This window comes from Lysinibacillus odysseyi 34hs-1 = NBRC 100172 (assembly GCF_001591965.1).
Taxonomy (GTDB): Bacteria; Bacillota; Bacilli; order Bacillales_A; family Planococcaceae; genus Lysinibacillus_B; species Lysinibacillus_B odysseyi.
In genome coordinates this window covers 139,319-162,569 of sequence record NZ_BCVX01000014.1, presented here as the reverse complement: position 1 = coordinate 162,569, position 23,251 = coordinate 139,319, and the positions used below count along the sequence as shown (strand labels likewise).

The following is a 23,251-nucleotide window of genomic DNA, read 5'->3' as shown; positions in this document are numbered from 1 at the left end:
GGAACAGTCCAGTGGTCGATTGCAGGCGGCAATGAACAATGTATATGGTTCGCTTGCAAGCAGCGCTGAAAAGTCTGTAGCATTTGGAACAGCGCAGTATAATACATCGTCTTCCACATCTACAACAAATACTGAAAATCACTACCATTTCTCCATTACAAGTCCAAGACCGTTAGATCCGTATGAAACGGCAAGACTCTCACGGAATGCCTTAAAAGAAATGGGACTACAGCTATAAAGGGGGCTAGAGCATGATTGAGTCTTTCCAGCGACGAGAAAAATTAATATTCGATAATCATCGAGGGCAGACATTCGAAATATCCGTGTCTAGCCCTTTTTATCTGGACAAGGCTGATGGTTTAGGAGCATTGGAAAATGAGTTCTACAATGTCAAAAATTATAACGAAGATGGAACCAATATCAAAGGTTCCAGTGTGCGAGAGCGGAATATTGTCATTGAGGGCCGTATCCGACTGGACAAGGATATCAACCGGCAGCAGATGATTCGGTTCTTTAATCCGAAACATTCATTCACGTTGAAATATACCAATGGTGACATTGTTCGCTATATCGATTGCAAGGTTGAGAAAACACCTGTAATCAGTCGCCATATTATCCCGGAATTCATGATATCGTTCTTATGCCCGAATCCTTGGTGGTATACCGAGGAGCAAAAGTTTGAAATCGCCATGTGGGTACCGGCATTTGAGTTTGAATTGGAAATCGATGCAGAGGGTGACGGTATTGAAATGGGATACCGGGAGCCTAACAATGTAGTGAATGTGTTTAATGACAGTGATACAACGTCGCCATTACGTATTCAGTTCAAAGCGATTGGAAGTGTGGTGGAGCCCTATATTGAAGTAGTGGATACTGGGCGGATTGTTAAAATCGAAGCCACTTTACAAGGTGGCGATATTGTCACGGTTAATACGAAGCGTGGGAATGAGTATGCCATCCTAGAACGAAATGGTGTAGAGATAAATTATTTCAATTACCTGTCTTACGATTCGGATATTCAACTCAGTGTGGATGTCGGTGATAATTTGATTCGCTATGATGCAGCACAATTTGTATCAAACCTAGAGGTAGCCATTTACTTTACGCCTCAGTTTGTGGGGGTGTAAGCATGTTATATGTATGTAACGATAAATTTGAACGTTTAGGCTTTATCGGAAACTTTTCTTATCTCCTGTGGAGGAAAAAGTATGGGCCAGGCAGTGAAGCAGAATTGCATGTGGATGTCACGCCGAAGAACATTGAACTCCTTAAGAAAGGAAATATTATTTTCCGGCAGGATGATAACGAAGCTATGTATGTGTATTATCGAGGATTCAATGATGGTGACGGCGTAGATCAGCTCGTAGTCAAATGCTTCTCGCTCTTTCGTTGGACAGACCGACGTATTTTATGGGGGCAATATGATTTCAATGCTACGCCTGAAATGATTATGCGTCAGGCAATTATATCGACAATGATTAACCCGGCAGATGCATCAAGAAAGATATCTCAGGTGCAATTAGCGGCTGCCAAAAATATCGGCTCCGCCATCCAGCAACAAATTACCGATAAGGATGTATATACAGTCTGTGAAAATCTCTGTGGAACACATGATATCGGTGTACGCTGCCTTTTCAATGGACGGACCTTGCAATACGACTTCTATGAAGGAACAAATCGAACGATTAACCAGCTTGTCAATCCACGTATCATCCTTTCGAAAAGCCGAAGCAATTTGCTGAAACGTACCTATGAAGAAGCGGATAACGACTTTAAAAACACGGTCCTTATCGCTGGAGCCGGAGAGGGGCCTGCACGTAAAACGGCTATTATCGGAGGGACTAATCAAGGACTACAGCGCAGGGAGCTGTTTGTGGATGCCAGAGACATCTCGGACACTCGGGATGTAAATGGTACGCAGGTAAGTATACCGGCATCAGAATACACTTCCTTATTGGTAGCTAGGGGTGAAGAAAAGAAAAGCGAATACACAGAGTTCATCGGCTTTGACTGTGAACTGGATGTAACGAAGGAAAATACGAAATACAACGAAGACTTCTTTCTTGGAGATATTATCACAATCAAGGACGACGAGCTGAATGTGCTCATGAACAGTCGGGTGATGCAAGCAGATGAAGTCTTTAAAGAGGATGGAAAATCAATTTATGTGACGGTAGGGAAATCTGTTCCTACTCTCCCACAGGCATTAAAAAGGATGGTGAAATAAATGATGAAATTCGGTATATTCAATTCAATTTATGGAGACCGACGTTATAAGGCGGAGGACTTCGCGCAGTATTTTGCGACATTCATCGGCAATGGTATTTTTGTCAATCCATCTGATTGCTTGCAGATATTTGCTGCAGGAGATTCAATGAGAATTATTGTTCGCCCTGGTAAAGCATGGATTAATGGTCGGTATCTCGTTAACGATGAGGATTACATCTATGAACTGAATAAAGCTGATACAACATTAAATCGTATTGATCGTATTGTAGTTAGATGTGATTATATCGAGCGAAAAATGAGTGTAAGTGTTAAGTCGGGTACTTTATCTGCTTCTCCCGTAGCTCCACCTTTAAAACGGGACGCGGACGCTTATGAATTGGCGCTTGCTGATATTTACGTAGCAAAAGGAGCTCTTACTCTTACACAAGGAGCCATTACTGACCAACGTCTAAATAGAGCACTATGTGGCCTTATGCATGGTGTGGTTGATCAAGTTGATACCACAACCATTTTTAATCAGTATCAATCATGGTTTGATAATTATTCTGTTACAAAGGCCGGAGAATTTTTAACTTGGCAGACAAATGTAACGACAGCGTTAGAGCAATGGATTGATGCACAGGAAAACGATTTTACAGCGTGGCGACAAGCAGAGGAGCAACTTTATTATACATGGCTAGAAGGGCGTAAAAATGGTTTTGATACATGGTTTGAGACGATAAAAAACAAATTGAGCGAAGATGCTGCCGGGAATCTATTTAACATGATTGAGGATCATAAGGACGCTTCATTGCCTCATAAAATTTTATTTAATGGGAAAGTATACATGCATGGTTGGGTATACAATCCGGTGCTGAATTGTATGTCCAGTGTAATGAGGGAGGTTGTTGAATAATGGCAGAAGATATTATTGTAAATTTACCTACGTACGAACAAATTGAAGACGTTAAAGGTATTGTTGAAGGATTGCCATCTAAAGTTAGCCAAAAAGCAGGCCATGCTATTTTTACTGAAGCAGGTGTCTATACGTTTAAGGTGCCGCAAGGTGTATCAAGATTTTATATTACTGGTTTTGGAGCAGGCGGCGGAGGAGCTGGGGGCGGCGGAGGTGGTGCCGGAGGTGGTAGCCAGAGTAATCAATATGGAGGAGCCGGAGGCGGTGGAGGAGCCGGGGGTAATGGAGGACATGGTTACTTTGGTTTTAGAATCCCTGTTTCTATCCCGTCGAATGAAACCGAAATAACTGTAACTATTGGAGAAGGAGGGGCGGGCAGCCCAGGAGGTAATGGAGGAGTTGGAGTTGTTGGTTCGACTGGAAATCCCGGCCAATTACCTCAAAAAGGTTCGAATGGAAAACCAACATCTTTCGGAACATACCTTACGTTTATGGGCGGTATTGGGGGTAATGTGCCAACAACGGAAGCAAGAGGAGGTACAAACTCAATATTTACAGGAACTAGCAATGTTCCTGGTCAAATTGGAATTGGTGGACGAGGAAGTTTAGATACAGGTAACACAACAATGACATTAAACGGAGTTTCTTATGAAAGAACAATAAATTTACTACCAAATATGTATGCTTGTCATCTCACTTCAAACGGGGGTGGTAATGATGGAGGCAACGGTGTTAGCGGAGGGGGAGCAGGCGGAGTAGGCGGTAATCCCAAACCTGTTATAAACAACACGTCAGCCGAAAGAACATTGATCAATAACTACCTACGGTTATTTCATTCGCTCTCTCACGACCTCACAGGTTTAGGTGGGGTTGGCGGCAAAGGTGGGGCAGGGGGAACCGGCACTAACATTCAAGGAATACCCGGTCAAAGTGGAGAGAAGGGTCAGGATGGCACTCAAGGTAAACCCGGTCTACTACTCATCGAATGGGGGTGATAAGTGTGTTTAAAGTAGCTATCGTTTTAAATAGAATAGTGATGAATATTAGTTACTACGATAAGTATCCAGAACTTGCTCCACCCATCGTCATTGTGGATATAACTAACTATAAGGGTGTTGTGAAAGAAGGGTATGTTTACGATGCAGCAAGCGGAAAATTCACTGAGCCATCGGATACAGTAGAACCACCTTCTGTTGAGCAACCAACTGAAGAACGGACAATTGAACAAAGGTTAGAGGTTATTGAAATGACAGTGGCTTATACTCAACTGCAAGTAGACTATACATCGTTTTTAATTGAGATCTTGGCAGCACAACCAAAATAATAATTTAACCGGAGGGGAATAAATATGAATATCACGTATATAAACGCAAAGAAAGTAATCGCAAGTGGGAACTACAATCCAACTCAAATGGCGACGTTATTGGATTTATATGTATCATACAATCGTATTACAATCGAGCAATATCAAGAATTAATGGATATGATGAATGCACAACAAGAACAACCGGTAGAGTAAACGCAGCATAAGCTAGCGTTATTTTTTATGTCTAAAACAAGGAGGATAATATGCTCGATTATTTATTCTGGGTGTTAATGATTATATCCTTAATTGTTATCACAGTTAAATATGGTGTTGCACCGTTTGTTTTTATACTAGTTTTGCTAATTCCGTATATCGGATATAAGTTCATTGTTTGGTATATCGACAAAACAGTGAAAGAATAATCTTTGCCTTCCACAATCAACTGTGGAGGGCTTTTATATTGCAATGAATTGGGGGAGTGAGGATGCCAACGCAAATTAAAACTGGTGGTGATCCATCCATGTTCGAAACCGTAAAAAAACACGGGGAGGCTATTGATACACATGAGCAAATCATTGAAGCCCATGAGAAAAGTATCGATGAACTGAAAACTAACTTTAGAAAGTTAGAAGAGAATGATAAAAAGCAAACTGAAAAATTAGATTTACTTTCGTCTCAAATGAGCAATGTAGTTCTGCAAAATACAGAGTTGAAGTCAACAATTTTACAGAGCAGCCAGACTCAGCAAGAGTTTTTCCGTGACACGATGTCGAAGCAATGGGAACTTATTAAAGCGCGCGATGATAGCAAAGAAGCTGACCGTAAGCGTGTCCATGAAATAAGCCTATCCGAGCATGCTTTAAAAAAATCCAATGCCGAAAAAAGGTGGGAGTTACTCGGTAAGGTTGTCGTCTCTGGCGGTATTTTTTATTTAATAATTGAATCCATTTTAAGAATGGTAGGAGGGCAATAATGATGAAAATTAACTGGAAAGTACGATTTAAAAACCCTTATTTCTATGTCGCTTTAATATTGGCAATAGTCGCCCCAGTCGGCGTGTACTTCGGTATCAACGCCGATGATCTGACATCTTGGTCGATGGTAGGAGCTGTTGCTAAACAAGCCATATTAAACCCATACGTAGTCGTTACAGTTATCGTGTCTGTAGCGACTTTTTTAATTGACCCGACGACAAGAGGGATTAGTGACAGTAATCGAGCTATGCGATATGACGAGCCTAAAAAGGATGATAGCAAATGGTAAGTATTACTCAAACATGCCGGGACTTGTCTGAGCTTAAATCAAATGCCCAGACAGCCTGTAGGTTGTTGTTTCAAGAGTGTTATAAAGCCGGCATTCGAAATATTTTTATCACTGAGACTTATCGCAGTCCAGAGCGTCAAAAATACCTTTACCAACAAGGGCGTACCCGTCCAGGTTTGATTGTTACATGGACGCTCAACAGTAACCATAGCAGCCGTTTAGCATGGGACATTGCCTGTAGCCATCCATCATCTTTATATGATATTTTGACCCTTAATAAGGTAGGAGCTATTGCCCGTAAGTTAGGTATTACATGGGGTGGAGACTGGAAAAGCAATATTGACCGTCCACACTTTGAAGTGAAAGCAAATTGGGCAATACCGAAAGGTTACAAGTTAGAGGGACAGGTCATCGTACCGTCAAACAGCAAGTTGAAAGTGCAATTAATTGTGGAAGACAAACCTAAAAAGGAGGCAATCAAGATGCCACAAACATGGAATCCGGGTTCACCGGCAATGCGTACAGAAACAGAAAACTTTATTGCTGCAGCGGTTAAAGAGGGTATCATCCAATCTTCACATTTGAAGGATTTACAGAATGGTACAATGACATCTGACCGTTTGTTGGGTCTGTACATTACCATTAATCAACGCCGTAATAAATAAAATGAAGCCCGTTACCTGAAAAAGTAGGTAGCGGGCTTTTTACCTTTATAGAAGGAAAAAGAATGGCAATATAGAAGTATATATAGGCAGGTATACTCCTGCTCCTTGAATCCTCAAGTACACGTCATCCCGGACAACTTACTTGAGGATTTTTTATTTCTCCTATTGTAATACAGGAACGTCCGTTCTATTATTAATCATAACAAGAAAATAAATGAGGGATATAAATGCCAATAAAAGCAGATGAAAACATACAAGTGGTATTTGGAACCGGAGATATTCAGGTAAAGATAGGCGGCAAAAAGGGTTGTATTCCCGGAGTTGTGCAATTTGTAGAGAACGAACAGTTACCAATAGGAGCCCACATTTATACAGATGAAACTATAATGAAAATCAATGATGCTCCAATATCCCTGATATTTCATAAAACTGAAAGCCTGGATGCAGTAATTTACCAGCTGCAGAAGCTTCGTACCATAATGGATGCAGAATGACTGGAGGGTAATTCAATGCGACATATCTTTGAGTTAAAATCGATTGTACATAATTTAATCATTCTGGAGCTTACCCTTAAAACATTGGAATATGACAAGGCGCGGTTGACCGGCTTAAAAATGGCACCCGTTATGGAAGAGTGGTACGAGGTAAAATCTAAAGAAGTGTTTTCTGATATCGTGAAGGTTAAAAAGGACCTCTCCAAAGACGGCTGTAAGATCGCCTCCAGCTCCAACGATGGTATGTTTACGGAGTACGCTATATTGGTGAGAGGAGAGACACATCATTATAGATACTCAAACATCGCTCTCAGGAACTGGTGCATGGAAGAAATGAAGCGGCTGCTGGGGATGCCGTATAGAACACCAGAGGATATGCGATAAAAAAGCCTTCCACAGATTAATTGTGGAGGGCCATTTTATATTTATTTAACAACTTCGCCTTTGTATAATTTCCAGTTAAATTGGGCTTCCTTATCGCCACGGGCTCCAATTTCGCCCTTCACTGTAATCGGATCACCTTTTTTAAGTTCGGATTTAACAGACGGGTCGCTCATTTCAACGATAATCACATAAGGAATCAAATCAGCGTTTTCGTTACCTAAAGTGGTCCAGTCGGCACCGTTATAAGCATCCATTTTACCCATTACGACAATGCTGTCTTTGATTGTTTCTAAATCAGCGATTGTGCCTGTCCAAGTAACGGTAGCGCCTTCCACAGTGGAGCTGTAGACCTCAGAACGTTCAGGTCCAGTCAAATCATAGAAAGCATTAGCAAACTTCATAAAATCATTTGATTGAAAAGCTTCTATAGTGGCAGTTTGATCTTCAGAAGGTCCTTCTTCTTGATCTTCTGGTTCTGTAGTCGCCGGTTCCTCTTCTTTGCTTATTAAACCGTTTTCTATGATAGTATCCAATTTTCCATCGTAAAAAATAAGATGTACAGAGGAATCTTTTTCTACTCCGTTTTTCCCATCATAGTCCAAGGTTAACAATAGATCATCGTTTTCCTTTTCATCAAGATTTTCTGATGCATCCCCTATAATTTTACTTACTTCCTCTAAACTCATACCTTTTTCTAATTTGTTAAATTCATCCGGCGTGACTGTTACTGCTGCCTCTTTGTCAGATCCCCCACATGCAGCTAACAACAGGGCCGATAATGCACCGATGTAAAATAACTTCTTCATTGTATAACCTCCCTTATGTTTTCCATTTTAGAAAATTAAACCAAGAAAGTACACAATAAAAAACAGACAACCCTTATTTGTCGTCTGCTTAAATCTTCGTTCCGTCCTCTGTTATAAAGTTTATTTCGACCTTTGCGTTGCAAACAGCAGCAATCTCTTCCAATTCTTTTTCACTGAAATTATCCCGTTTCAACTTATTAGACAAATTCGGCTGGGAAGTGCCTAATCGTTCTGCTAAATCCTTCATTGTAATTTCATTTGCCACAACTAACATTTTGATTTTTTTAGCTACGCCCATTACGTTTTCGCTCACTTTCATCAATGTTTACACCTCCATTTTATCTCATTTTCACCTTGGAAGAAAAATAATTCACTGAAAAGTGAAATTTAATTCTTTACAAATTAATTTATTAGTTATATTATATACTCAACAAGTGAATTTGTATAGCTTTTGGATGAATAAATTTATTTAAAAGGTAAGTTAATTCACGAATGAATGAATAATGAATGGAGGTGAAACAAATGGCATTCGAATACTTGGCAGCATACGCAACATTTAAATCTGTAGACGACATGGACGTTGCAGTTGAGCAGCATATCCAGCAGCATTACTACAGCTTAACGGAATCAGAGCGAGCTATCGTTTTTGCACTTGCTAGCCGATCACTCGCTTATCCAGGCGCTAGTCACTTGAAAGCTGAAACAATCGCTGAAGCAACGGGCACATCTCGTAGCACAGTAATGAGAGCAATTAAGAAGCTAACTGAGTTGAACATCATTGAAAAAGTGAAGCAGACAAAGATGAACGGTATCAAAGGAGCAAGCATTTATAAGCTTTTACCTTATGATGACACATCGACTTTGATACAACGGGAGACAGCGCAGGAAGTCAATAACGACAACGATTGTGAGCCTTCCACAGAGAACCAATCATTTAGCTCTTTTAGTCTTTTAAAAACAAGCTCTTTACAGGAAATATATAATAACACTCATGCTGAAAAGGAAGCTCGTAAGGAATGGATGAATGAATGGCAGCAGATACTTTACGATTTCATGTACTCATTACCATTAGCAGATCAACTCAAAGATGAGCTACACAAAATGGTATTGGCATCACAGATTGATAATGCTCCGGCTTTCCATCAAGCAAAGGATGTCATTGTAAATATTGCTCGGGATATCGCCAACGGTACGTTAACGGTTACGGGTACATTACGAGCGATATTCGTAGGCGCTTATGGAAAAGCTATAGAGCGTATAAAACGTCCAGCTGCTACTTCTATAACTGTGGAGGACGAACAGCATAAAGAGCGCCCGGTACCGTTTTACGATTGGTTGAGTGAACGTGAAAGCACTTATGAAATAAACGACTATACGCCAATAGAGAATTGGCTGGAATGGTAGGAGGGTGAATATGACACATTTTGAGCACATGGAATTAATCGGCCAGACGAATATCTTTGAGTTTCTGGAGCCTTCCACAATACAGGTTCCTATCCAAGTAGGTGAACCAGTGAAGATCAATATTGATTACTGTGACGATGAAGCAACAAATTACTTCAAGTACTATTATCCACACGTTATCAACAAAGTGGGTACCGTCATCGATAGCAAGCTATTACGGGATAAAACTCTGTACTTGGTTGAGGTGTACGGCGAAAAACATTGGATGTATGCTGCAGAATTGGTCGTATTATAACGGCCAGCTGCATGCCCGATGTTGTACCCGATTGATTGCTACCCGGGCATGTAAGTGGGCAGTAGGGAATCGTTATTATATCAACGTTTACACATCGTTTGGAAACTGCTCATTTACTGCAACTCTTACTATTGTAAGAGAACCGTGGCGGCCATGAAATTTAGAAGGGATGGAAAAGTGCTGTTCGAAATTTTAACAACTTCGCTAATGGGTGGAATGGCTTGGAAAGCTTATTCAGCCAAGAAAGGATTATCCACAAATGACAGCGGCAAGATTCAACGCATTATGTCATTGTCTGGACTCAACGTGAAAGATGGAAAGGACACTCTGACAACGCAGCTGATTAAGAAAAAGCAATATGACTGGGGCTGGGAGTACAAATATCGTATTCCTTTGGGGCGTTCCTTTAACGATTATGAAGCTCGGCAAAAGATTTTAGAGGACGGACTTAATAATAGAAGAAAACGTATTACATTTGCTGATTTACGACAATTAAATTTTGACGGGGATATTCTGCTGCAGCTTCAAGAACTGTGGAAGGCAAAGCTCACCGAGCAAAAGGAAATCGAATTGTCATATGACGGCCTGCTAATTGTGCGCGTGTATGATAAGCCTTTAGCAAAAGAGGTAGCGTTCATTAGTGGAGAAGGGTGGAAGGTGCCAGTCGGATTGACTCGAGCGCTTAACGAATTTAAGTATCACGATTTTGAAAAGATTCCCCATTTAGTACTTGGCGGCGCTACCCGATACGGCAAAAGTAATTTTATTAACGGCTTAATAAACAGCCTTATTCAATCACAGCCGGAGTATGCAAATTTCTTCCTTATTGATTTAAAAGGTGGTGTCGAATTGTGTGACTATGAAAATATCAAGCAGACATTATCAATCGCATACGAACCGGATGAAGCCCTCCACAGTTTACAGCAGGCCTATGATAAGATGCGCGATATTCAGCAGCTGTTGAAACGGCTGGGCAAGAAGAACGTACAGCAAGCAGGCATAAAAGAACGTTATTTTGTCATTATCGACGAAGTAGGGGAGCTTAATGCTTCAGAGGCAGTAACGAGGGAAGAAAAACTTTTAAAACAGGAATGCCAAACAATCATGAGTCAAATTGCACGATTAGGGGCAGGCCTTGGATTCCGTTTAGTAGTTGCCACACAGTACCCAGTAGGCGATGTGATTCCACGCCAGGTAAAACAAAATGCTGACGCAAAGCTATGCTTTAGGGTACAGTCAGCAGTTGCTTCACGCGTTGTCCTGGATGCAGAAGGGGCAGAGACATTACCCATGATTAAAGGCCGTGCTATCTACCAAACAGCCGATAAACGAGACATCCTACAAACACCACTAATTACCTCAGATATTATCCACGATACTATTCAGCCTCATATTGCCGAGAAAGGGGAGCGCGTTGAAGAAACAGCTATCGAGTCGAGACGAACAGATACTGTTACTTTTGAAGAAGTTTGATTTCCTTACACGCGACCAAATCAGCAGATACTTTTCACTTGGTAAAAAACGAAATACTAATCGCATCCTCAACGATCTATCCGATTATCTTTCCGCCATTAGAAATGGTTACGAAACAATTTATTATCTAAATAAAAACGGCCGGGAATATGTCGGCTGCGATAAGATCCGACGCAGAACAAGTCGTGTGCAGCATACTGTCATGCGTAATGAATTTTGGCTGCATTATAAATGTCCGATGGATTGGAAGAACGAAGTCAAGATTTCAGATGGAACCAACACTGTAATTGTGGACGGCATGTTTAGTCGAAATGGTTTCCGACACTTTTTAGAAGTCGATAATTTGCAGACCATGAAAGAAAATCGCGAAAAGATTAAACGTTATAAGGAGCTCATGCCGGGCGTTGTAAAGCAATTAGGTTATTACCCAACTGTTGTATGGTTGACCACGACTGAGCTACGTAGGCGACAGATAGAGACAACTTGCGAAGGGCTAAAATGCCAAGTCTATACGATGGACGATATTCGATAAGGGGGAAGAAGGATGTTATTTAAGAGGGATAAAATGCGTGTGGTACCGACCGAGGAATATACAGATTACACTGAACGGTTCGAAGCATTAGACAAAATGCGCGAGGAATCGAACTATGCTACCCGTAAAGACGTTATGATTATGGGGGCTGTACCGGTTGCAGGCGCTGCAGGATTGTTTGCATACAATAAATTCAGTGCTGGGCCTTCCACAATCAATGAGGTGGTACCGGCTGTATATCAACCGATTCAATCAGTTCAGCCTGTGCCGGATGTACCGGTTATGTCTGATCCATCTTCAACTGTGGATGGTATGATTCAGACGGGCGTTATTGCAGACACGTCGTTGGAAGTGCTTGCAACCATACTTAATCCAGTGATCGACATACTGGTTGCAATTAGTTTTCCTATAGCCAGCGTAATCATGGTGGGTGCTTGTTTTTGGTTTATGATTGGAAACAGCGAAAAAGGTTGGTCAATGATTATGAATGCCGGGCTTGGTTATGTACTTATTCAACTCTCTCCTTTGTTCCTGGAGATATTGAGAACAGTCGGCGAAGCGGTGTGAGAATATCATAGAAAAGGCCACTCCATAATGGGTGGCCTTAAATATAAACGTGCCGAAAACGTGCCGATTGAAACTGAAATAGTATAAAATGATTTGAAACGTAATAAGTTAAAATACTAATTAACATGAGTTTCTTCTATTAATAAATATACTTTAAAAACCCCAGCTATTCCTATATGGAACGGGTATCAAATCATTGAAGAATTACAAATGTTTCAAATGAAAAATTGAAAAAAAGTTGCATTCTATGTAAATCTGTTATACATTTTGCAACAGGAATTGCTTTGTAAAAAACAACGAGTAACCTCTATAAGGGGGAAAGAATGATGGCAGATTATTTAGTAATAGTGGAATCACCTGCAAAGGCAAAAACAATCGAACGTTATTTAGGGAAAAAGTATAAAGTAAAAGCGTCGATCGGCCATGTACGTGATTTACCGCGCAGTCAGACAGGTATTGATACGGAAAATAATTATCAGCCTAAATATATAACAATCCGTGGAAAAGGCCCTGTATTACAGGAGTTAAAATCAGCGGCAAAAAAAGCGAAAAAAATTTATCTAGCATCCGACCCTGACCGTGAGGGAGAAGCGATTGCATGGCACCTTGCAACCGCATTAAATATTGATATAAATTCGGATTGCCGTGTTGTATTTAATGAAATTACGAAGGATGCAATTTTAGAAAGTTTTAAGCACCCTCGCCCGATCGATATGGATTTAGTCGATGCCCAGCAGGCGCGGCGTATTTTAGACCGGCTTGTCGGCTATAATATCAGCCCGATCTTATGGAAAAAAGTGAAGAAGGGGCTGTCGGCAGGACGTGTACAATCCGTGGCACTTCGGTTGATTATTGACCGTGAGAATGAGATCAAAAGCTTTGTACCGGAAGAATACTGGTCAATCGAAGGTCTGTTTGAAAAAGGTAAAAAACAATTTGACTCTCTGTTCTATGGTACAGGTGGGGAAAAGGTAAAACTGACGAATGAAGCAGAAGTAAAGGCTGTTTTATCCAAGTTAAAGGGTGACACATTCGAAGTAACAAATGTCGTAAAAAAAGAACGTAAACGAAATGCAGCTCCTGCATTTACTACATCTTCACTTCAGCAAGAGGCAGCAAGAAAGCTTAACTTCAGAGCAAAGAAAACAATGATGCTTGCACAACAACTGTACGAAGGGATCGATATCGGTAAAAAAGAAGGTACAGTTGGTTTAATCACATATATGCGTACAGATTCAACACGTATTTCTGATACGGCAAAAGCGGAAGCAGTCAGCTATATCGAAGGAAAGTATGGGAAGGATTATGTCGCCGGTGAAGCGAAACAAGTGAAAAAGCAAGCAAATGCACAAGATGCCCATGAAGCGATCCGTCCGACAAGTGTTATGCGCAGCCCCGAGGAATTGAAGGCAGTACTCAGTCGCGACCAATTACGGTTATATCGTTTAATCTGGGACCGCTTTGTCGCAAGCCAAATGTCACCGGCTGTTTTAGATACAGTAACAGTCGACCTAAAAAATAATGATGTCCAGTTCCGTGCTAACGGCTCCCAGGTGAAATTCCCGGGCTTTATGAAACTTTATATTGAGGGAACAGATGACCAAACAGAAGAGGCAACAAAACTGCTGCCTGAAATGGAAATAGGCGATCAGGTGAAGACCGTGAATATTGAGCCGAAACAACACTTCACACAGCCGCCGCCGCGTTATTCGGAGGCCCGCCTTGTTAAAACCTTGGAAGAGCTGGGGATAGGCCGTCCATCAACATACGCACCTACACTGGATACAATCCAAAAGCGTGGCTATGTACAGCTGGATGCCAAACGTTTTGTACCGACGGAGCTGGGTGAAATCGTTCATCAGGCGATGCTCGAGTTTTTCCCTGAAATTATTAATATTGAATTTACAGCGCAAATGGAACAAGATCTTGATGGCGTTGAAGAAGGCATTACAAAATGGGTAGAAGTCATTGATGCTTTTTATAAAGACTTCGAACCGCATTTACGTCATGCAGAAGAAGAGATGGAGAAAATTGAAATTAAAGATGAACCGGCAGGAGAAGACTGTGAAAACTGCGGTTCACCTATGGTCTTCAAGCTGGGCCGTTACGGGAAATTTATGGCATGCTCCAACTTCCCAGACTGCCGTAATACTAAGGCAATCGTCAAACCAATTGGCGTAAAATGCCCATCTTGTAAAGAGGGCGAGATCGTAGAACGGAAAAGCAAGACGAAGCGTGTCTTTTATGGATGTGATCGCTATCCGGATTGCGAATTCGTTTCATGGGATAAGCCGATTAGTAGACCTTGTCCAAAATGTAGTGCATTATTAGTAGAGAAGAAGTTGAAAAAAGGTGTTCAAATCCAATGTACAAACAGCGACTGTGACTACGAGGAAACACCGTCAGAATAAAGAGGTAAAAAAATGACAGAACAAATTGTAAATGTAATTGGTGCCGGCCTTGCAGGGAGCGAGGCAGCGTGGCAAATCGCGAAGCGCGGCGTAAAAGTACGACTGTATGAAATGCGCCCTGTAAAGCAGACACCTGCACATCATACGGATAAATTTGCAGAGCTAGTTTGCTCCAACTCGCTTCGTGCCAATAACCTGACAAATGCTGTAGGGGTTATTAAAGAAGAAATGCGTATTTTAGATTCGGTAATTATGAAGGCAGCGGACCAATGCTCAGTACCTGCCGGCGGTGCATTAGCTGTAGACCGCCATGAGTTTGCCGGCTATGTGACAGAGGCTGTGAAAAATCACCCGCTTGTGGAAGTAATCCACGAAGAGGTAACAGAGATTCCCGAGGGAATTACCGTGATTGCCACAGGACCGTTAACATCAGAAGCGCTGGCAAACAAAATTAAAGAACTGACTGGTGAAGAATATTTATACTTTTATGATGCAGCAGCACCGATCCTTGAAAAGGATAGCATCAACATGGATAAAGTATATTTAAAATCCCGGTATGATAAAGGTGAAGCTGCCTATTTAAACTGCCCGATGACAAAGGAAGAGTTTGATGCATTCCGAGAAGCGCTGATTACAGCAGAATGTGCACCATTGAAAGAATTCGAAAAGGAAAAGTACTTCGAAGGCTGTATGCCAATCGAGGTAATGGCAGCACGTGGAGAAAAGACAATGCTGTTCGGGCCAATGAAACCAGTAGGACTGGAAGACCCGAAAACAGACAAACGTCCATATGCGGTTGTTCAGTTGCGGCAGGATGATGCAGCGGGAACGCTTTACAATATTGTAGGGTTCCAAACACATTTGAAATGGCCGGAGCAAAAACGTGTATTTTCTATGATCCCGGGGCTTGAAAATCTAGAGATCGTCCGTTATGGAGTTATGCACCGCAATACATTCATCAATTCACCACGTGTATTGAACAGCACATATCAGCTTCGTTCAAACCCACAAATTTTCTTTGCGGGGCAAATGACAGGTGTAGAAGGATATGTGGAGTCGGCCGGCAGCGGATTGATTGCAGGTATTAATGCCGCACGTCTAGCAAAAGGTGAAGAACTATTACGGTTCCCACACGAGACGGCACTCGGCTCAATGGCACGCTATATTACAGAAGCAGATTCGAAAAACTTCCAGCCAATGAACGTGAATTTCGGTTTATTCCCTGATTTGGGTGAAAGAATAAAATCAAAAGTAGAACGTGCGGAACGCCATGCTGGACGCGCATTGGAGAAAATTCAAAATTTTGTGAATTCACAAACAATATAATTGCAAAAGGCCTCTTGAAGTTGTTATAATTTGAGAGGCTTTTTATAATGTCTGAATGGTTAAATTGCTTTTAATTGGATAAAGAATCGTCAAATTGTGAACGAAAGATGGAAATTTTAATATATTACGCATATTTCTCTTGCACATTTTGATGGATGGGTATAGTGTCAGGATGTATGTCTTTTTATTTAAGGTTACATAGCTGATCCTGACTGTTCGGGCAGAACCACACTATTGCTTTGGAGGCATCCCCATGTTGAATAATCCGACAGAGGCATTAATGCATTTTATTAAATACGTACAGCTGGAAAAAAACTTTTCTGTCCATACAGTGCGTGAGTATGAAGCTGATATTACACAATTTTTACATTTCCTAGAACAGGAAGGCGTATATTGTTTAACGGAAGTAGAGTATCTCCATGCGAGACTGTACGTAACAAAGCTTTATGAAGAGAATATGGCAAGAACATCGATTTCCAGAAAAATCTCATCAATCAGGTCGTTTTTCCGCTACTTAAACCGTGAAGTTGATTTAGATGACGCACCATTTCGCTCACTATATCATCCTAAAAAAGAGGAAAGACTTCCGAGCTTTTTTTATGAGGAGGAATTGCAGCAGCTATTTGCGGCTTCCAGCGGTGAGGATGAAAAATCAATTCGTAATATGGCCATTTTGGAATTGCTGTATGCAACAGGCATCCGTGTCAGCGAATGCGTCTCGGTGGAAGTGAATCAGATTGATTTTGCGTATTCTATTCTTAGGGTAATGGGTAAGGGAAGAAAAGAAAGAATCGTGCCATTCGGCCAATACGCCCATGATGCATTAACTCGTTATATGGAGGAAGTACGGCCAAAGCTCATGAAGAATAAAGATCATCAGCGCCTGTTTGTGAATATGCGCGGCGGTGAACTTACAGCACGAGGTGTGCGTCATATTTTAAGTGAGATGATGGAGGAAGCTTCTCTTCATTCGAAAATTTATCCGCATATGCTGCGTCATACTTTTGCAACGCATTTGTTGAATAATGGTGCAGATTTGCGTACGGTTCAGGAATTGCTGGGACATGCGCACCTTTCCTCTACACAGGTGTATACGCATGTGACGAAAGAACATCTTCGAAATACTTATATGAACACCCATCCAAGAGCGTAATTGAAGGAGGAACGGACATGGGACAAATTCATGCGACAACGATTTTTGCTATCCATCATAACGGGAGCTGTGCAATGGCTGGTGATGGACAGGTAACATTGGGCAATGCAGTAGTAATGAAGCATACAGCGAGAAAGGTCAGACGTCTGTTTAATGGGAAGGTTTTGGCTGGCTTTGCTGGCTCTGTAGCAGATGCCTTCACACTTTTTGAAATGTTTGAAGCGAAGCTAAATGAGTATAATGGCAATCTTATGCGTGCATCTGTAGAAGTCGCAAAGCAGTGGCGAGGTGATAAAATGCTGCGCCAATTAGAAGCAATGTTGCTTGTAATGGATCAGGATACACTTTTGCTAGTATCGGGTACCGGGGAAGTGATTGAACCGGATGATGGCATTTTGGCCATTGGATCAGGTGGAAACTATGCTCTATCAGCTGGCCGTGCATTGAAAACACATGCCGGAGATCATTTATCTGCAAAAGAAATTGCCGAGGCTGCTTTAAAAACGGCTGCTGATATTTGCGTTTATACAAACCATAATATTATCGTGGAGGCGCTGTAAATGAAAAATGTAAATTTAACGCCAAGACAAATTACGGAAAGTTTAAATCGTTATATAGTCGGTCAGAATGAAGCTAAGCGTGCAGTAGCAATTGCCCTGCGTAACCGTTACCGCCGTTCGTTATTACCTGAAGAAATCAAAACTGAAGTCATTCCAAAAAATATTTTGATGATCGGACCAACAGGTGTAGGGAAAACGGAAATTGCCCGCCGGATTGCAAAGCTGACAAATGCACCCTTTATAAAGGTGGAAGCGACAAAGTTTACGGAAGTTGGCTATGTCGGACGTGACGTAGAATCCATGGTTCGTGATCTAGTGGAAGCTTCCCGTCGTCTAGTGAAGGAAGAGATGACAGAGGATGTGCAGGAACAGGCAGAAAAAATGGCGAATGAGGCATTGGTGAAACTTCTTGTACCTTCAAAGTTTAAAGGGAAAATGCCTCAAAATCCTTTTGCTATGTTATTTGGAGGGCAGCAGGAAGATCAACAGCAAACTTCTCCTCAGGAAGAAGCGGAAGTCCGTTCGCGCAGAGTGCAGATAGCGGAGGATCTAAAGGCAGGAAAACTCGAAGAGCAGTGGGTAACGATTGAAGTGACAGAACAGGCTCCATCTATGTTTGATATGATGCCGGGAATGGAGCATAATGCCGGCATGCAGGATATGCTTTCAAGCCTAATGCCTAAAAAGACAAAAAAACGTAAGGTAAAAGTAAAGGATGCCCGGCGTCTACTGATAATGGAAGAAGCAAATAAGCTGATTGATCCTGATGAGCTTGCCCAAGAAGCCATTTTGCGTGCAGAACAGGCGGGGATTATATTTATTGATGAAATCGATAAAATCGCCAGCAAAGGCTCTTCCTCTGCCGAAGTATCACGGGAAGGTGTGCAGCGGGATATTCTTCCCATTGTAGAAGGATCTACTGTGACAACGAAGTATGGCACGGTAAAAACGGATTACATGCTGTTTATTGCAGCAGGGGCATTCCATGTATCCAAACCGAGTGATTTAATTCCAGAGCTCCAAGGTCGTTTCCCAATCCGGGTAGAGCTTGAAAAATTAACAAAGGAAGACTTTGTACGAATTTTACGGGAACCAGATCAATCGCTGATCCTGCAGTACAAATCATTGTTGGAGACAGAAGGAGTTACCATTGATTTTACTGATGACGCGATTGAGCGTATTGCAGAGATTGCTACAGAAGTAAACCAGGAAACAGACAATATCGGGGCACGACGCCTGCATACAATTTTAGAGCGTCTTTTGGAGGAATTATCTTTCGAAGCATCCGAGATTGCACCGGCCCATATTGAAATTACCCCAAGTTATATAGATCAAAAACTAGGTGATATAGTAAAAAACAAAGATTTGACACAGTTTATTTTATAAAAAGGTCAAAATAGTTTCTTTAAATTGTAAAAAGCTTTAGAATATTTAGTGAATTGACTGTTTAGTAAAAGTAGGAGGATATATATAATGGATTTATTAACAAAAACACGTAAAATTAATGCGATGCTTCAGGCATCAGCGGGTAAACCGGTAAACTTCAAGGAAATGGCGGACACATTGGGGGATATTATCGATAGCAATGTCTTTATCGTCAGCCGTAAAGGGAAACTGTTAGGATTATCGATCCATCAGCAAATTGAAAATGATCGCATGAAGAAAATGTTTGAAGAACGCCAATTCCCGGAAGTCTATACGAAGGGCTTGTTCAACATTACGGAAACTTCACCGAACATTAGAATTGAAAGCGAATATACAGCGTTCCCTGTAGAAAATAAAGATTTATTTGCATCAGGTTTAACAACGATTGTGCCGATTATCGGCGGTGGTGAACGTCTAGGAACATTAATTTTAGCTCGTATTAATGACCAATTTGAAGATGATGATCTAATCCTTGCCGAGTACGGGGCTACTGTAGTAGGTATGGAAATCCTGCGTGAAAAGGCGGAGGAGATCGAAGAAGAAGCACGTTCGAAAGCAGTTGTACAAATGGCAATCAATTCACTGTCTTATTCAGAATTGGAGGCAATTGAGCATATTTTCGAAGAACTTGATGGGAATGAAGGCCTATTGGTAGCTTCTAAAATTGCAGACCGTGTCGGTATTACACGTTCTGTCATTGTAAATGCTTTACGTAAGCTGGAATCTGCTGGTGTAATTGAGTCACGTTCTTTAGGAATGAAAGGAACTTATATCAAAGTACTAAACGATAAGTTCCTGACTGCATTAGCTGAAATCAAGATGAAATAAAGGTTTGTGTGTTTCGAAAACGCAGATAAAGTCGAATGTTCGCTTTATCTGCGTTTTTTTTGTTGCTTTTTAAACATAGTATCAGTAAAATAACTTGAGGAAAAAAATAACACTTTAGTAATCCTTTCTATTCGTGTCTTTTGTATGCTTCTCCGTCGAATTTATAGGAGTTTCAAAGGATATCAAATAACTTAAAAACTAGAGGGATTTTGTCGTTTTTGAACGAAGTGTGAAGAAAAATAGGTTTTATGGCCTACTAAAAAGTGACGAAAGTCAATAGACACTATATTACTTCTTCATTACAATTGTATTATTGGTTAAGTTGGATAAGATTTCATGAAAAAATATTCTGTTTATTATTATTGAGGTGAAAGTTTTGGACTTGTTTGGTGGGACAATTAGCAGTTTAGAAAAAGGGCTTTCCTATGCAACCTTAAAAAATAAGGCAATCGCGCAAAATATAGCAAATGTGGACACGCCGAACTATAAGGCGAAAGAGGTAAGCTTCAAACAAATTTTTGAGAATGTACAAAAGGAGCCGCTTGCTTCTTATAAAACAGATGCACGGCACTATGATTTTGAAATCAAGCAGTCGACACCAGGTTTATACAGCTACGACAATTTTTGAGCTCGGCCGAACGGCAACGGGGTAAATATGGATGCTGAACAGGCGAGTCTTGCGGAAAATCAAATTTATTATAATGCACTGATCGATCGGGTAGGCGGAAAACTCAGTACATTAAATAATGTCATTAAAGGAGGTAAATAACGGTGGCAATATTCCATAGTATGAATACGACAGCTTCTGCATTGACTACGCAGAGACTTCGTATGGATGTTATTTCCTCTAATATAGCAAATGTCGATACAACACGAGCTCGCCAAGTAAATGGCCAGTGGGAGCCATACCGTAAAAAATCTGTTGTCTTGACAGAACAGCAAGAGGGACGCTTTGGCAGTTTTCTTCATGCAGCAATGGGCAAATCTTCAAATACAGCAGTTGGCAACGGGGTAAAAGTGAAGGAAATTAAAGAAAACACCGAAACGCCATTCAAACTTGTCTATGATCCAACACATCCTGATGCAAATGAAGAAGGATATGTACAGACATCCAATGTAGATTTACTCACGGAAATGGTTGATCTCATTTCAGCTTCTCGTTCATATGAAGCAAATATAACAATGTTTAATGCCAACAAGGCAATGCTGACAAAGGCACTGGAAATTGGTAAAGGATAAGGTATAGGAGGATAGACAATGGCAATTAATTCTGTCTCAATGATGACAACACCCCTGGTGAATGAAGCAACAAAAGTCTCGGTACCAGTAACATCTTCTCAAGCGCAGCAAACATTCGCCAATACATTAAAGGATGCGCTGGCAAACGTAAATGCTCAGCAAATCCAATCAGATGCAATGACCGAAAAATTAATTAATGGTGGAGACGTTGAATTACATGAAGTAATGATTGCTTCCCAAAAAGCAAGTATTACATTAAATGCAACAATGGAAGTTCGTAATAAGGTAATTGAAGCCTACCAAGAGATTATGAGAATGTCTGTATAATCCAAAGGTGAAAGCGAATCGTAAATTGTTGGAGCATTCACTATAACCGGAGGATTCATAATGAATGAACGATTAACAAAAGTAAAAACGGATTCGACAAAATTTTGGTCGAGCCGGACAAGAAACCAAAAAGGCGCGCTGATCGGTACCATTATAGCAATTATTGCAATAGCTGGTGTACTTACCTACTTCTCTACTAGAACGACAATGGCGCAATTGTTTACAGGCTTATCTACTACTGAGGCGGGGCAGATTGCAGATGTATTGACGGCGCAGGGAACGACTTATGAACTGGCAAATGGAGGAACTACCATTCTAGTGCCGGAAGAACAAGTAGATCAGCTGAAAGTGTCACTTGCTTCACAAGGCTATCCGGAAACGGGAGCCATCAGTAATTCATTTTTTACAGAAAATGCCGGATTCGGTATGACGGATAATGAGTTCAACGTGATTAAGCTGGCAGCTACACAAACGGAGGTTGCCAATTTAATTAAGCAGATTGAAGGCGTCAAGGATGCGAAAGTAATGATTTCGATGCCGGAAGAGGGAGTTTTCCTAAAGGATTCTGCTGAGGAATCAAGCGTGGCAATTATTTTAAATACAGAACCGGGCCACAAGTTTACAAATGATCAAATACAGACGCTCTATAATCTTGTTTCAAAAAGTATACCGAATTTAAGTACAGAAAATATTGAGATTTCCAACCAATATGCTGAGTATTATGATTTGGACTCCATTCAAAACGGAGGCGGTACAACTGCAACTGTGGAAGGCCAAATGGCTGTCAAGAAAGCAGTAGAACGTGATATCCAGCGACAAGTGCAGAACATGCTCGGTACGATGATAGGTCAGGACAAAGTTGTTGTATCTGTTACAACGGATATTGATTTTAAACAGGAAAATAGGGAAGAGAATTTAGTAAAGCCGGTTGATGAGGAAAACATCGAAGGTATTGCCATCAGCGCACAACGTATTACTGAAACATATACAGGAAACGGCGCGGCTGCTGCTGGTGTACCAGAAGCTGAGAATGTAACAGATAATTTCACAGATTACCAGGAAGGTACAACAGAGAACGGTGATTATGAGCGGGTTGAGGAAACAATCAATAATGATGTAAACCGCATTCGCCGCGAAATTCAGGAAAGTCCTTATAAAATCCGTGACTTGGGCATCCAGGTAATGGTAGAGCCGCCTGGGGAAGACAATACTGCTTCATTAGATGCTTCCGTGCAAGAGGATATTGAACAAATCTTATCAACTATTGTCCGTACAACACTTGATAAAGAGGCAGCAGGCGATCTAACAGAAGAAGACATCAGTGATAAAGTAGTAGTTTCTGTCCAACCGTTTTATGGTAAAGCAACAACAGAAACAGAACCGGCCTCGGTTATTCCGTGGTGGGCATGGGTAGTCGGCGGTATTCTATTAGCAGCTATCGGCTTACTCGTATTCTTCATTCTACGTTTGAGAAGACGTAAACGTGAAGAGGAAGAGCTGAGTATCATGGAACAGCAGCAAGAATTAATAGAGGTAGAAGATATATCAGAAGAAAAAGAGACTGAAGCGACTGTGCGCCGTAAACAGCTTGAAAAAATGGCCAAAGATAAGCCTGAAGATTTTGCAAAGCTGCTGCGTAGCTGGATCGCTGAGGATTAATAGGAGGTTC

Annotated in this window: 29 protein-coding genes and 1 pseudogene; 28 read left to right on the top strand and 2 right to left on the bottom strand. The window is 41.2% G+C overall.

The annotated features are described in order from the left end of the window. The 13 genes from BOD01S_RS23440 to BOD01S_RS20100 form a co-directional block, all read left to right on the top strand. The coding region (locus BOD01S_RS23440) for a hypothetical protein (protein WP_169804329.1) at positions 1-238 on the top strand (238 nt) is incomplete at its 5' end. Between the two features lie 13 nt (positions 239-251). Beyond that, positions 252-1,127: a phage tail domain-containing protein gene (locus BOD01S_RS20145; protein WP_036150107.1), complete on the top strand. Its 876-nt coding sequence runs from the start codon at positions 252-254 to the stop codon at positions 1,125-1,127. A gap of 2 nt (positions 1,128-1,129) precedes the next feature. Further along, a complete protein-coding gene (locus BOD01S_RS20140) occupies positions 1,130-2,227 on the top strand; it encodes a siphovirus ReqiPepy6 Gp37-like family protein (RefSeq protein WP_063180395.1) in 1,098 nt (365 codons plus the stop codon). After that, the gene (locus tag BOD01S_RS20135) at positions 2,228-3,124 is read left to right on the top strand and encodes a hypothetical protein (protein ID WP_052124732.1); all 897 of its coding nucleotides are present in this window, start codon (positions 2,228-2,230) and stop codon (positions 3,122-3,124) included. Beyond that, positions 3,124-4,119, top strand: a complete 996-nt coding sequence (locus BOD01S_RS23875) for a hypothetical protein (protein WP_052124733.1) — start codon at positions 3,124-3,126, stop codon at positions 4,117-4,119. Before BOD01S_RS20135 ends, BOD01S_RS23875 begins: the two co-directional genes overlap by 1 nt. 38 nt (positions 4,120-4,157) lie before the next feature. Next, entirely contained in the window at positions 4,158-4,448 is a 291-nt protein-coding gene (locus BOD01S_RS20125) for a hypothetical protein (protein ID WP_156117008.1), read from the top strand. 24 nt (positions 4,449-4,472) lie between these two features. Next, positions 4,473-4,643 (top strand): hypothetical protein, encoded by a 171-nt coding sequence (locus tag BOD01S_RS23110; RefSeq protein ID WP_156117009.1) that lies wholly within the window; start codon positions 4,473-4,475, stop codon positions 4,641-4,643. A 50-nt stretch (positions 4,644-4,693) separates the two neighbouring features. Next, complete coding sequence (locus BOD01S_RS23105) at positions 4,694-4,852, top strand: hypothetical protein (RefSeq protein WP_156117010.1); 159 nt, start codon at positions 4,694-4,696, stop codon at positions 4,850-4,852. 62 nt (positions 4,853-4,914) lie between these two features. Further along, positions 4,915-5,403, top strand: coding sequence for a hypothetical protein (locus BOD01S_RS20120; RefSeq protein ID WP_036152215.1), 489 nt, complete (start codon positions 4,915-4,917; stop codon positions 5,401-5,403). Beyond that, complete coding sequence (locus BOD01S_RS20115; protein ID WP_233153170.1) at positions 5,403-5,693, top strand: phage holin; 291 nt, start codon at positions 5,403-5,405, stop codon at positions 5,691-5,693. The genes BOD01S_RS20120 and BOD01S_RS20115 overlap by 1 nt, the downstream gene beginning before the upstream one ends. Continuing rightward, complete coding sequence (locus BOD01S_RS20110; protein ID WP_036152217.1) at positions 5,687-6,358, top strand: M15 family metallopeptidase; 672 nt, start codon at positions 5,687-5,689, stop codon at positions 6,356-6,358. The genes BOD01S_RS20115 and BOD01S_RS20110 overlap by 7 nt, the downstream gene beginning before the upstream one ends. 227 nt (positions 6,359-6,585) lie before the next feature. Next, positions 6,586-6,852, top strand: a complete 267-nt coding sequence (locus tag BOD01S_RS20105) for a hypothetical protein (protein WP_036152219.1) — start codon at positions 6,586-6,588, stop codon at positions 6,850-6,852. Between the two features lie 15 nt (positions 6,853-6,867). Then, positions 6,868-7,236 carry a hypothetical protein gene (locus BOD01S_RS20100; protein ID WP_036152221.1) on the top strand — a complete coding sequence of 123 codons (369 nt, stop codon included), beginning with the start codon at positions 6,868-6,870 and terminating at the stop codon, positions 7,234-7,236. A gap of 41 nt (positions 7,237-7,277) precedes the next feature. Here the strand turns inward: BOD01S_RS20100 and BOD01S_RS20095 are convergent, their stop codons facing one another. Both BOD01S_RS20095 and BOD01S_RS20090 read right to left on the bottom strand, forming a co-directional pair. Continuing rightward, on the bottom strand, positions 7,278-8,042 hold the full coding sequence (locus tag BOD01S_RS20095) for a hypothetical protein (protein ID WP_052124734.1): 765 nt from the start codon (positions 8,040-8,042) through the stop codon (positions 7,278-7,280). 88 nt (positions 8,043-8,130) lie between these two features. Continuing rightward, on the bottom strand, positions 8,131-8,361 hold the full coding sequence (locus tag BOD01S_RS20090; RefSeq protein WP_233153172.1) for a helix-turn-helix domain-containing protein: 231 nt from the start codon (positions 8,359-8,361) through the stop codon (positions 8,131-8,133). Positions 8,362-8,564: 203 nt separating this feature from the next. On the opposite strand from BOD01S_RS20090, the gene BOD01S_RS20085 reads away from it, so the two are divergent. The 15 genes and pseudogenes from BOD01S_RS20085 to fliF all read left to right on the top strand — a co-directional run bounded on the left by BOD01S_RS20085 (position 8,565) and on the right by fliF (position 23,241). Continuing rightward, positions 8,565-9,446 carry a helix-turn-helix domain-containing protein gene (locus tag BOD01S_RS20085; RefSeq protein ID WP_036152223.1) on the top strand — a complete coding sequence of 294 codons (882 nt, stop codon included), beginning with the start codon at positions 8,565-8,567 and terminating at the stop codon, positions 9,444-9,446. 10 nt (positions 9,447-9,456) lie between these two features. Continuing rightward, positions 9,457-9,741 carry a hypothetical protein gene (locus BOD01S_RS20080; RefSeq protein WP_036152227.1) on the top strand — a complete coding sequence of 95 codons (285 nt, stop codon included), beginning with the start codon at positions 9,457-9,459 and terminating at the stop codon, positions 9,739-9,741. A 207-nt stretch (positions 9,742-9,948) separates the two neighbouring features. Then, positions 9,949-11,214, top strand: a complete 1,266-nt coding sequence (locus BOD01S_RS20075) for an FtsK/SpoIIIE domain-containing protein (protein ID WP_244887333.1) — start codon at positions 9,949-9,951, stop codon at positions 11,212-11,214. Continuing rightward, positions 11,201-11,746 carry a replication-relaxation family protein gene (locus tag BOD01S_RS20070; RefSeq protein WP_052124746.1) on the top strand — a complete coding sequence of 182 codons (546 nt, stop codon included), beginning with the start codon at positions 11,201-11,203 and terminating at the stop codon, positions 11,744-11,746. Before BOD01S_RS20075 ends, BOD01S_RS20070 begins: the two co-directional genes overlap by 14 nt. Before the next feature lie 12 nt (positions 11,747-11,758). Beyond that, entirely contained in the window at positions 11,759-12,313 is a 555-nt protein-coding gene (locus tag BOD01S_RS20065) for a hypothetical protein (protein WP_036152234.1), read from the top strand. A 326-nt stretch (positions 12,314-12,639) separates the two neighbouring features. Next, positions 12,640-14,724: a type I DNA topoisomerase gene (topA, locus tag BOD01S_RS20060; RefSeq protein ID WP_036152236.1), complete on the top strand. Its 2,085-nt coding sequence runs from the start codon at positions 12,640-12,642 to the stop codon at positions 14,722-14,724. A gap of 12 nt (positions 14,725-14,736) precedes the next feature. Then, positions 14,737-16,050 carry an FADH(2)-oxidizing methylenetetrahydrofolate--tRNA-(uracil(54)-C(5))-methyltransferase TrmFO gene (gene trmFO, locus BOD01S_RS20055; protein ID WP_036152239.1) on the top strand — a complete coding sequence of 438 codons (1,314 nt, stop codon included), beginning with the start codon at positions 14,737-14,739 and terminating at the stop codon, positions 16,048-16,050. A 253-nt stretch (positions 16,051-16,303) separates the two neighbouring features. Further along, positions 16,304-17,203: a tyrosine recombinase XerC gene (gene xerC / locus BOD01S_RS20050; protein WP_036152241.1), complete on the top strand. Its 900-nt coding sequence runs from the start codon at positions 16,304-16,306 to the stop codon at positions 17,201-17,203. Between the two features lie 17 nt (positions 17,204-17,220). Next, on the top strand, positions 17,221-17,763 hold the full coding sequence (hslV, locus tag BOD01S_RS20045) for an ATP-dependent protease subunit HslV (RefSeq protein ID WP_036152243.1): 543 nt from the start codon (positions 17,221-17,223) through the stop codon (positions 17,761-17,763). After that, on the top strand, positions 17,764-19,149 hold the full coding sequence (gene hslU / locus BOD01S_RS20040; RefSeq protein ID WP_036152246.1) for an ATP-dependent protease ATPase subunit HslU: 1,386 nt from the start codon (positions 17,764-17,766) through the stop codon (positions 19,147-19,149). An 87-nt stretch (positions 19,150-19,236) separates the two neighbouring features. After that, on the top strand, positions 19,237-20,016 hold the full coding sequence (codY, locus tag BOD01S_RS20035) for a GTP-sensing pleiotropic transcriptional regulator CodY (RefSeq protein WP_036152249.1): 780 nt from the start codon (positions 19,237-19,239) through the stop codon (positions 20,014-20,016). A 376-nt stretch (positions 20,017-20,392) separates the two neighbouring features. After that, positions 20,393-20,785: pseudogene (flgB, locus tag BOD01S_RS20030) on the top strand (flagellar basal body rod protein FlgB). A 2-nt stretch (positions 20,786-20,787) separates the two neighbouring features. Beyond that, positions 20,788-21,255: a flagellar basal body rod protein FlgC gene (flgC, locus tag BOD01S_RS20025; protein ID WP_036152250.1), complete on the top strand. Its 468-nt coding sequence runs from the start codon at positions 20,788-20,790 to the stop codon at positions 21,253-21,255. 18 nt (positions 21,256-21,273) lie between these two features. Beyond that, positions 21,274-21,582 (top strand): flagellar hook-basal body complex protein FliE, encoded by a 309-nt coding sequence (fliE, locus tag BOD01S_RS20020; RefSeq protein ID WP_036152252.1) that lies wholly within the window; start codon positions 21,274-21,276, stop codon positions 21,580-21,582. Positions 21,583-21,642: 60 nt separating this feature from the next. Then, positions 21,643-23,241 carry a flagellar basal-body MS-ring/collar protein FliF gene (gene fliF, locus BOD01S_RS20015; RefSeq protein ID WP_036152253.1) on the top strand — a complete coding sequence of 533 codons (1,599 nt, stop codon included), beginning with the start codon at positions 21,643-21,645 and terminating at the stop codon, positions 23,239-23,241. Positions 23,242-23,251: the final 10 nt, after the last annotated feature.